This is a genomic window from Sphaerospermopsis sp. LEGE 08334, from assembly GCF_015207205.1.
GTDB lineage: Bacteria > Cyanobacteriota > Cyanobacteriia > Cyanobacteriales > Nostocaceae > Sphaerospermopsis.
Genome location: NZ_JADEXH010000083.1, coordinates 1 through 9,192, shown reverse-complemented (window position 1 = coordinate 9,192; position 9,192 = coordinate 1). Strand labels below are relative to the sequence as shown.

Annotated in this window: 9 protein-coding genes and 1 rRNA gene; 6 read left to right on the top strand and 4 right to left on the bottom strand. The window is 38.3% G+C overall.

The features are described 5' to 3' along the window. Window positions 1-197 (bottom strand): 16S ribosomal RNA (locus IQ237_RS25450); the annotation flags it as partial. Between the two features lie 651 nt (window positions 198-848). Here IQ237_RS25450 and nadC point away from each other — a divergent pair. Continuing rightward, window positions 849-1,715, top strand: coding sequence for a carboxylating nicotinate-nucleotide diphosphorylase (nadC, locus tag IQ237_RS25445; RefSeq protein WP_194060031.1), 867 nt, complete (start codon window positions 849-851; stop codon window positions 1,713-1,715). 87 nt (window positions 1,716-1,802) lie between these two features. Here nadC and IQ237_RS25440 read toward each other — a convergent pair whose 3' ends face one another. Further along, complete coding sequence (locus IQ237_RS25440) at window positions 1,803-2,750, bottom strand: zinc-binding dehydrogenase (RefSeq protein ID WP_194060030.1); 948 nt, start codon at window positions 2,748-2,750, stop codon at window positions 1,803-1,805. Between the two features lie 125 nt (window positions 2,751-2,875). Here IQ237_RS25440 and IQ237_RS25435 point away from each other — a divergent pair, with 125 nt between their 5' ends. Beyond that, window positions 2,876-3,271 (top strand): carboxymuconolactone decarboxylase family protein, encoded by a 396-nt coding sequence (locus IQ237_RS25435; RefSeq protein WP_194060029.1) that lies wholly within the window; start codon window positions 2,876-2,878, stop codon window positions 3,269-3,271. Between the two features lie 138 nt (window positions 3,272-3,409). Here IQ237_RS25435 and IQ237_RS25430 read toward each other — a convergent pair whose 3' ends face one another. Beyond that, window positions 3,410-4,726, bottom strand: coding sequence for a pentapeptide repeat-containing protein (locus IQ237_RS25430; RefSeq protein WP_194060028.1), 1,317 nt, complete (start codon window positions 4,724-4,726; stop codon window positions 3,410-3,412). A 212-nt stretch (window positions 4,727-4,938) separates the two neighbouring features. Continuing rightward, the gene (locus tag IQ237_RS25425; protein WP_194060027.1) at window positions 4,939-5,901 is read right to left on the bottom strand and encodes a protochlorophyllide reductase; all 963 of its coding nucleotides are present in this window, start codon (window positions 5,899-5,901) and stop codon (window positions 4,939-4,941) included. Window positions 5,902-6,388: 487 nt separating this feature from the next. Here IQ237_RS25425 and IQ237_RS25420 point away from each other — a divergent pair, with 487 nt between their 5' ends. The 4 genes from IQ237_RS25420 to IQ237_RS25405 all read left to right on the top strand — a co-directional run bounded on the left by IQ237_RS25420 (window position 6,389) and on the right by IQ237_RS25405 (window position 9,113). Further along, on the top strand, window positions 6,389-7,132 hold the full coding sequence (locus IQ237_RS25420) for a tetratricopeptide repeat protein (protein WP_194060026.1): 744 nt from the start codon (window positions 6,389-6,391) through the stop codon (window positions 7,130-7,132). 31 nt (window positions 7,133-7,163) lie between these two features. Beyond that, complete coding sequence (locus IQ237_RS25415; protein ID WP_194060025.1) at window positions 7,164-8,030, top strand: NAD(P)-dependent oxidoreductase; 867 nt, start codon at window positions 7,164-7,166, stop codon at window positions 8,028-8,030. Between the two features lie 281 nt (window positions 8,031-8,311). Further along, window positions 8,312-8,554 carry a DUF2281 domain-containing protein gene (locus IQ237_RS25410; protein ID WP_194060024.1) on the top strand — a complete coding sequence of 81 codons (243 nt, stop codon included), beginning with the start codon at window positions 8,312-8,314 and terminating at the stop codon, window positions 8,552-8,554. Between the two features lie 343 nt (window positions 8,555-8,897). Next, window positions 8,898-9,113 (top strand): GxxExxY protein, encoded by a 216-nt coding sequence (locus IQ237_RS25405; RefSeq protein ID WP_228020708.1) that lies wholly within the window; start codon window positions 8,898-8,900, stop codon window positions 9,111-9,113. Window positions 9,114-9,192: the final 79 nt, after the last annotated feature.

Genomic DNA, 9,192 nt, shown 5'->3' with positions numbered 1-9,192 from the left:
TCTTCAGGCAGCAAGCCTTTCACCTTCCGGCATATCCGGTATTAGCAGTCGTTTCCAACTGTTGTCCCCGACCTGAAGCCAAATTCTCACGCGTTACTCACCCGTCCGCCACTAAATGCCTAAGCATTCCGTTCGACTTGCATGTGTTAAGCATACCGCCAGCGTTCATCCTGAGCCAGGATCAAACTCTCCGTTTTGTTAAGTTTGTTTAGCTCTTTTGACTGCTCTTTTAATACCTCAGTCCGGTATCATTTTCTTTACTTGACGCAGGACTTGTTGTATACTGTCTTTCAAACTATAATATTTTCAAGGTTCGGTGTCCCTCCGAGTCCCGCTCTCTCGCGGCTCTCTCTCAGGCACTTATTCAATATAGCGAACCTCACTTGGGATGTCAACTCCTTTTTTCAAATTTTTTTGGATTTTTTTTCTAATTCAGTTCAAATCCTTATGCTGTAAGGGTTTGGGGCAATGAAATTAGTAGATGTCCATGAATCCAGATGGACTATCAGCCTGGACGCATGATTTTTTCAGCGACTTGGGGCAAAAACCGTTGCCGTAGATAAAGTAGTTTAGATTTGCCAATCAGCATTTCGTAATCATCACGGCTAAAGTTCCGCCAAAATTCCTCTACTAAAGTATCTGTTTGATGGGAGTACGTTCTAGCTGCCAGCGTAGGGCTTTTGCTGCGATATGCAAACCTGCTTTACTACTACAGTAGATGGGGAATTCTGCTGAGTTTGTTTATTTATGACTCTGGAATTTCTGTGAGCGATCGCAGGAGATGAAACAATTGTTGATAGGGTTGAGTAGACATAATACTTGACTAAATTCCAGAGGTAAAAAATCAGATGAAAAGTTCTGTGGCTGTACTACCACCGTTTTTGGTGCTGGATCAATTGTTGCAAAGTTGGTTAATGGAGGATATTGGGAGGGGCGATCGCACTACTCAATCTCTCTTATCCCAAAATTCAACTATCAGACAAGCGCGGTGGGTAGCAAAAGCACCAGGAATAATCGCAGGTTTACCGATCGCAGCCAGGGTGTTTCAGTTATTGAATCATCAAGTCAGGTTTGTAGCTGTTAAGTCTGAGGGTGCAAAGTGTGAAGCGGGAGACGTGGTAGCGGAAATTCAGGGTTCATTAGATGCGCTGTTGATGGGTGAACGGGTGGCGTTAAATTTGGCGATGCGGTTAAGTGGAATTGCAACGTTAACTAATATATATGTGGAGAAAATAGCAGATTTACCTGCAATGTTTGTGGATACGCGCAAAACTACACCAGGTTTGAGAATTTTGGAAAAGTACGCTTCTGCTGTCGGGGGGGCAATTAATCACCGCATGGGGTTAGATGATGCAGTGATGATTAAGGATAATCATATTGCGGCGGTTGGGGGTATTGGAGAAGCCATTACCAGTATTCGTTCTCAAATACCTTATCCTCTGACTATTGAAGTGGAAACAGAAAGTTTAGAACAGGTGCAAGAAGCGTTAAAGTATCAAGCCGATATTATTATGTTGGATAATATGCCTTTAACAATGATGACTGAGGCTGTGCAGTTAATTCGTGAACAGGATAGCCGAGTGAAAATTGAAGCATCGGGAAATGTCAGTTTAGAAACTATTCGCGCAGTAGCAGAAACAGGTGTTGATTATATTTCTAGTAGTGCGCCAATTACTCAATCAAGGTGGTTGGATTTAAGTATGAAAATGATTTAAGCAATGTAGCAGCAGAGGCAAAGCCTCTGTGATGGCATTCCCAGTCAGAGACTGGAAACGAGTTAACGAGTTAAGTATTATTATCAGTTAGGAAATGTGTAAAACAGCTTTGCCTGGAAAACGTCGATCTACCAGTTTTTGAGCTACATCAGCAATTTCTGTCCAAGGGGCTTCTATGTCAATATGAGGGCGTAATTGTCCTGATTCTACTAATTCCACTAACCATTTTAACCCCACAGATGCGGATTCTTGCTTGAGTTCATGGAAGACTATTAAACCATAAATACTCGCGCCGCCGAGGGCATAAAGATTACCTGCATTAAAAGTCACTTCTCTTCCGGCAGTAGTTCCAAATACTACTGTTTGACCATTTGTACCTAAGAAACCTAACGCTTTACCGAGAACATCACCGCCTACAGAATCTACTATTAAATGATATGGTCCATATTGTTGAGCAGGGGATATATCTTCACCAATGACAATGTGATGCGCCCCTGCTTCTTTGACGATAGGTTCATATTTAGAAGTACGTAGATGGGCTGTAACCTTTGCACCGCTTAACCGTGCTAATTGAATAGCAAAGTTACCGACACCACCAGAAGCCCCCGTAATTAACACAGGTTGATTGAGGAGAAAACCGCCTTTTTTCATGATATGATAGGCTGTTAAACCTGCTATGGGTAATGTGGCAGCTTGAGCAAAAGATACAAAGCGGGGGAGTTCTGCGAGAGAGTGGGTAGGTACTGCAACTATTTCACCCCAAGCACCAGACGGGAGAAAACCCACTACCCGCGCTCCTTGTGCTGGTCCTGAACCGTCTGCTGAGGGTGTTTCTACAGTACCGGCAAGGTCCCAACCAGGCCGCCAACCTGCTTGAGCAGTAGAAGCGCGTCTGAGTTCGCCGCGATTGAGTGAAATTGAGGCAACTTTAATTATGGCTTCGTTTGTTGCGGGTGTGGGTGCTGCAACTTCCTTTAATGCTAAACGCCCTGGTACGTTAGGATCAACAACGACAGCGCGAATTTTGTTGTTCATGTTTTTCATATCCTGGTTTGGGTTAAAAACTTGTTTTTCTTTGGTTTATATTACAATTACTTTATCAGCATCAATTTATTATCTTTATTGTCTGAATATTGACAAAGCTGATCACAAAAATTATGATGACTAACCTAATCGAATACGAAGATGCTAACCCAGAAGTACGCGCAGTTTACGACGATATCCGCGCTGCAAGGCAAACTGAATATATCAATAATTTCTGGAAAGCTTTAGCTAATCATCCTCCAACTTTACGCCGTACTTGGGAAAGTCTCAAGGAAATTATGGCGGGTCCAGGGGAAATTGATCCACTGATGAGAGAATTAATTTACATTGCTGTGAGTGTGACTAATAACTGTGAATATTGTATTGCATCACATACCGCAGCGGCAAAAAATAAGGGGATGACTGATACGATGTTTGGGGAATTGATGGCTATTGTTGGTGCTGCAAATATGACTAATAGGTTTGCAAATGGTTATAAAATTCCTGTGGATGAAATCTTTAAACAGCAGTAAAACTTCAATCATGGACAATTAATAATTACCTATCCCTTGGAGCGCGAAGATTGAAAAAGCGGAATTTTTTTCTTTTTTCCCCTTCAAAGGGGATATTTTAAACCTTGAATGAAACAATTATCAATTATCAATTATCAATTATTTTCCCAACTTGTTGAAAATACCTTCACAACCACCGGGAATGGTTTTTCTGCTTTTTTCTCCGCACCAAGCACAGCAGTAACGACGCACGGGTTCTGACATTCTTTGTACGTTGCTCAAATCGGCATTTTCTACTACTGCACCGGTGTATTCTCCGGTTTCATAGTCGGGTGGGTGGGTGCGACTGCGGGGTGAGGCTTTTTCTAATGAACCATAAAATAACCGGACACTGTTTAAATCGGCATTACTCAAATTTGCTTCATATAAAATCGTGCGGGCAAGGTTGGCTTTGACTAAATCACAACCACTAAGGTTAGCACGCACTAGGTTAGCTTCACTCAAGTCAGTCCACCGTAAATCTGTGTAAGAAAGGTCTGCACCTGCTAACATTACACCTAAATCTATTACCCGTACACCTTCTATTCTGTCTTCGGCGTAGCCACCGCTACCATCGAGGATGGCTCTACCTAAACGGCGATCGCGTTTTAATGGTGTTAACAGTTTGGAACGGGAAAGAAAGCGAAGAATTTTGGCTTTTCCACTGCCATCTACACTACTAAAAATTGCAGCAGTTCGTCCTTCTGCTATGGCTCTTTCCTGCGGCCAGTCTTCTAATAATCCTTCTTCATCTAATACTAAATCGGAAATACCTTGAAAATAAGAATCTATAGTTTGTTGTTGAGTAATAATATTTTGTTGTACGGTGAGCAGGTTTTGTTGAATAGTTAAATCTTTGGAAATTACATATTGTCGCCAAGCTACATAAACGGCAATAATAGCTATAAGAATTTGTCCTAAAGCACCAAACCATTCGGCTAAAGTTCCTGAAGCTTCCCAGTTAATTTTTTTGCCCCAACGTAAGAGATGATAACCTAAGCCGCTAAATTTCAAGAAGCCAATAATACCTACCAATAAACCTATAAAAGCTAATAATAATGTTCTATCTTCTGGAGAAAACCATTCTTTGATCACATCTTGCAACAAAGGAAATAGCATGGCTATGGATAAAACCAAAGTTGCGAAAGTTCCCAAAATACCCAGGAATGAGTTATTAATAGCAATACCAATAAAAGTTAGGGCGATCGCTAATAAAGTAAAAATTAAAGCTCTAGTTTTAACAGCAATTTGACTGTGATAATGTTCTCTAAACCCAGATGTTGCTCTTTTGAGGGCATTGGTATTTTGGGGAGATTGTAAAGAAGAAATAGCTGCTAAAGCTTGTTGTGCAGCTAAACCTTCTGGTGTGAGTTCATTTTCACTAGCACTATCAAAATCATCTGGTTCTAAATTGTGTTCTGGAATGGGTTCTGGCATTTGTGGATGAGAAGAATTAGATTCAATTTTAGATTGGTAATTGGTAATTGGTAATTGGTAATTGGTAAATTAATTACTGTCACCTGTCACCTGTCACCTCTCCCTTATAACCTACTGTATCAACAAGCCAGGAGTAAGTCGCGCTGTTGACTTTTAACTCCTGACTTTTGCTTTAAAAATTTATTTTTTATGGAAACGGAAACAAGAATTTGTTAAGGTAGTCCTACCAACTTGGCGCTGAGGTCCCACATTTTTTCAGCTTTAGCATCATCGCTGGCTTCATTGGAAACTTTCTGCACAAAGGACTTGCCATCTTTCTTTTGTCTATTTCCCCAACTCCAATAAATTCCAGATTGATTGTAAGCTGGATCTGCTACTACATCAGCTACTCTTTCACCAGCTAATTCTTCGGAAACAAACCCCCCAGTAATGTATTTTTGGAACACAGGGAAGAGTTTCTGGAACAAGGGATAATGGTTGCGGAATAGGGCGGTTGTAGCCACGCAACCGGGATACAGGGAACTAAAAGTAATACCCGTTGAATCATGATAACGTCTGTGTAATTCTCTCATGGTCAAAACGTTACAAACTTTACTGTCTTTGTAAGCCTTAACCGGTTCAAATTTCTTACCGTCTATCATGGTATAGGGAGCGTTAAATCCAGCTTCAAAACCTTTTAAATCTCCTAAATCGGGACGTGGGGGAATTTTACCGCCTAACTCGTTGGGGTTGTGTGTAACTGTTCCTAAAATCACCAGTCTGGGTTCAGAAGTGGAAGCTTTTTTTAGATCCTCCAACATCAAGTTACACAGCAGGAAATGGCCAAGATGGTTAGTAGCCACACTTAACTCATATCCATCAGGGCTATATAAAGGCTCTTTAATCAAAGGCATATAGATGGCAGCGTTGCACACCAAAGCATCTAATGATCTGCCCGTAGCTCTAAAATCCTGAACAAATTTTCTTACACTATCTAAAGAACCTAAATCTATGTGTATAATAGTGTAGCTGTCTTTAGGGATTCCCACTGTTTGGGCTGCTGTTTGGGTTTTTTCCAAGTTGCGACAAGCCATAATAACGTGCCAACCTCTGTCAGCTAGAGCCTTGGCTGCATACAAACCCACACCAGAGGAAGCACCTGTGATTATAACCGTTGATTTATGCTGTTGTTCCATCGTCTTGAGAATCTGATGATTGTAGTTGAGTTGTTATTATGATCTCACACCATGTTCATCCATGATCAGCCTTGTAGCTGACGGGATGAAAACAGGGAAATCCTGATCAAAAAAAGGATAACAATTTTTGCTAAGTTGCATGAGATTAATTCAATTTAATTTATATATGGACAAATCGTGGGTGATTGCATATTTGGCAGATTTAGTTGTAATAATGCAATAAATCCTCATATTTGGTAATTTTACCAAACTTGAAAAGCTTAATATACAGTCAAAGTTATGGACAAATTAAGAATAGATTGTATAAAATAATTGATTAATTATAGCTGGATATGGTATAGTTTATGTGATTAAATCAAAACTTATCAAATTCTTTATTTCTTTTTCATTCAAATACAAGATAATTGATAGCAGTTTAGTGGACTTGGATACAATTTTTAAACATTCAAAAAGCATAAGATTAAATTATGAGTTGTGTAGGTGCAGTATGATATTGAGGCGATACTTTGTTGCCTGTGGATTCGTGAGTTTTTTGGCTGTTGGTTGTGGTGATTTGGCAATATCATCAACAGAATATACCAAACAAGTTGTACAAGAAAACAATGTTGCTCAACTCATAGCAGAAGTACAAGATAGTCAAAAAGCGGAAGAATTATTCATTCAAGGCAATAATTTTTTAGATAGCAGTCGCTACAAAGAAGCTCTGGTTTTATATAATCAAGCAATTGAAGTTAAAAAAGACAGCGTAGAAACATGGGTGAATCGAGGTAATGCTCTGATAGCTTTACATCGGTATGATGAGGCTTTAGAATCCTATGATCAGGCGATCGCCATTCGTCCGAATAAAAATGAAGCTTGGTATAATCGGGGTAATGCTTTATCAGCTTTACGGCGTTATGAAGAAGCCGTAAAATCCTACGATGAAGCTATAGTTATTGAACCAGATAAATTTGAAGCTTGGATCAACAGAGGAATTGCACTAACAAAATTACGCAGGTACAAAGAAGGCTTGGCATCTTATAATGAAGCTATCAGTATCAACCCAAATTCCCACCAAGCATATTACAATAAAGCTTGTAATTATGCCTTACAAAATAAACCAGACTTAGCAATTGAGTACCTAGTAAAAGCTATGCAAATGCAACCTGAAAAATACCAAAAATTAGCCCAAAATGACACAGATTTTGATAAAATCAGGGAGAAAAAGGAATTTCAGGAATTATTAAAATGAAGAATTTAGGAGTCAGGAGTCGAAATAGATAATGAAAAAACTCCTAATTACGGGTGCGAGTGGTTTCTTAGGTTGGCATCTTTGCCAAATAGCAAAGAGAGAAAAATGGGAAGTTTACGCTACTTATGCCACCCATTTTTTAGAGATACCAAATGTAAAAATATTGCAAGTTGATTTAACAGACTTTCAGAAATTAAAAGAAATATTCCATCATATAAAACCAGATGCAGTAATTCATACTGCGGCACAATCTCAACCAAATTATTGTCAACTGCATCCTCAGTCATCTTATACTATTAATGTTACCGCATCTTGTGACATTGCTGGACTGTGTGCAGATCATAATTTACCTTTAGCTTTTACTTCCACTGACTTAGTTTTTGATGGGTTAAAAGCACCGTATAAAGAAACAGATGCAGTTTCACCTGTGAATATTTACGGTGAACAAAAAGCGCAAGCAGAAACAGGAATATTACAAGTATATCCCCAAGCTGCAATTTGTAGAATGCCGTTAATGTTTGGTAAGGAAACACCCACAGCGAAAAGCTTTATTCAGGGTTTTATACAAACATTGAAAGACGGAAAAGAACTAAGTTTATTTAGAGATGAATTTCGCACCCCAGTCAGTGCAAATACAGCCGCAAAAGGATTATTATTAGCATTAGAAAAGGTAAATGGGATAATTCATTTAGGTGGTAAAGAGAGAATTTCTCGTTATGATTTTGGTAAATTTTTAGTGGAAGTAATGCAACTACCAGATGATAAACTAAAATCATGTTTGCAAGATGATGTGAAAATGGCAGCACCAAGGCCAAAGGATGTTTCTTTAGATAGTGTAAAAGCTTTTAGTTTGGGATATCAACCATTATCTGTAAGGGAAGAATTAGAGAGTTTGTAAATAGGGAATTTTTGATGATTTTGTCTGAATCAGGATATCCAGGATTATAGGATTTTCAGGATGTGGTTGTTTATTTGAAGTGGGGATTTGAGGATTTTTTTGTCTGAATTAGGATAACCAGGATTATAGGATTTACAGGATGTTGTTGTTTTATTCTCTATGAGAAATAGAGACTTTGGGAATATTTAGGTAAAGTAAAAATTTATAATATAATTTATAATCTTATGTTGTAATTAGATTTAAGATTTGCTATGATCTTGGAAATAATTAGGTAAAAATCAATGATTTCAGAACAAGAATTATTAACAAAGTGGCGGTCTTTACCCCAGGATAAACAAGAAGAAGTTTTAAATTTTGTAGATTTTCTGCACCTTAAAACCACAGTTAAAAAACCGCCTTTGGGTGAACGTTTGCGAGAAATTCGCTCTAAAATTGTTGCATCTGGTAAACCTTTATTAAATGCAGATGAAATAGAACAAGAATTAGCTTCTCGTAGAGGTGGAATCGAAGGTAGAGAAGAATGATCATAACAGATTTTAAGATGTTAGATAATCAATTATCTGTTAAATTATCTACTTTAATTTGTTGACTTTTAGAGTAATTTTATTGTATACTATTCAAGTATTTACAAACAATTTATCAATTACAATCCTGAAAATCCTCAAATCCTGGACATCCTGATTCAGACAATGAAAATTTCAGCATCCCACTAATAACTTATCAATTACAATCCTGAAAATATTCAAATATTCATAAACAATTTATCAATTACAATCCTGAAAATCCTCAAATCCTGGACATCCTGATTCTGACAATGATAATTTCAGCATCCCACCAATAACCTACAAATAACAATCCTGTAAATCCATGAACACACCCAATAATAAAAACTTAGATGAAATCACATATATAATTAATGGGTGTGCAATGAAAATACACCGAACTTTGGGAAATGGTTTTCAGGAGGTTATTTATCAAAGATGTATGGAAATTGAATTGCAAAAATCAGGTTTAGGTTTTGGAAGGGAGATAGAACCCACATTCCGCACCCCAAACTGTCCCAGAGGGAAATTACGGAGATGAAAAATCAAAGTTAGCGTAAAAACAGACATATACAGTGAAAAAAGCATTTGAGAAACAGTAAATCACCAAAAATGTCATC

Bases quoted from the DNA above. Each gene is read 5' to 3' on its own strand.
- nadC (WP_194060031.1), top strand. From the start codon at position 849: ATGAAAAGTTCTGTGGCTGTACTACCACCGTTTTTGGTGCTGGATCAA.
- IQ237_RS25440 (WP_194060030.1), bottom strand. From the start codon at position 2,750: ATGAACAACAAAATTCGCGCTGTCGTTGTTGATCCTAACGTACCAGGG.
- IQ237_RS25435 (WP_194060029.1), top strand. From the start codon at position 2,876: ATGACTAACCTAATCGAATACGAAGATGCTAACCCAGAAGTACGCGCA.
- IQ237_RS25430 (WP_194060028.1), bottom strand. From the start codon at position 4,726: ATGCCAGAACCCATTCCAGAACACAATTTAGAACCAGATGATTTTGAT.
- IQ237_RS25425 (WP_194060027.1), bottom strand. From the start codon at position 5,901: ATGGAACAACAGCATAAATCAACGGTTATAATCACAGGTGCTTCCTCT.
- IQ237_RS25420 (WP_194060026.1), top strand. From the start codon at position 6,389: ATGATATTGAGGCGATACTTTGTTGCCTGTGGATTCGTGAGTTTTTTG.
- IQ237_RS25415 (WP_194060025.1), top strand. From the start codon at position 7,164: ATGAAAAAACTCCTAATTACGGGTGCGAGTGGTTTCTTAGGTTGGCAT.
- IQ237_RS25410 (WP_194060024.1), top strand. From the start codon at position 8,312: ATGATTTCAGAACAAGAATTATTAACAAAGTGGCGGTCTTTACCCCAG.
- IQ237_RS25405 (WP_228020708.1), top strand. From the start codon at position 8,898: ATGAACACACCCAATAATAAAAACTTAGATGAAATCACATATATAATT.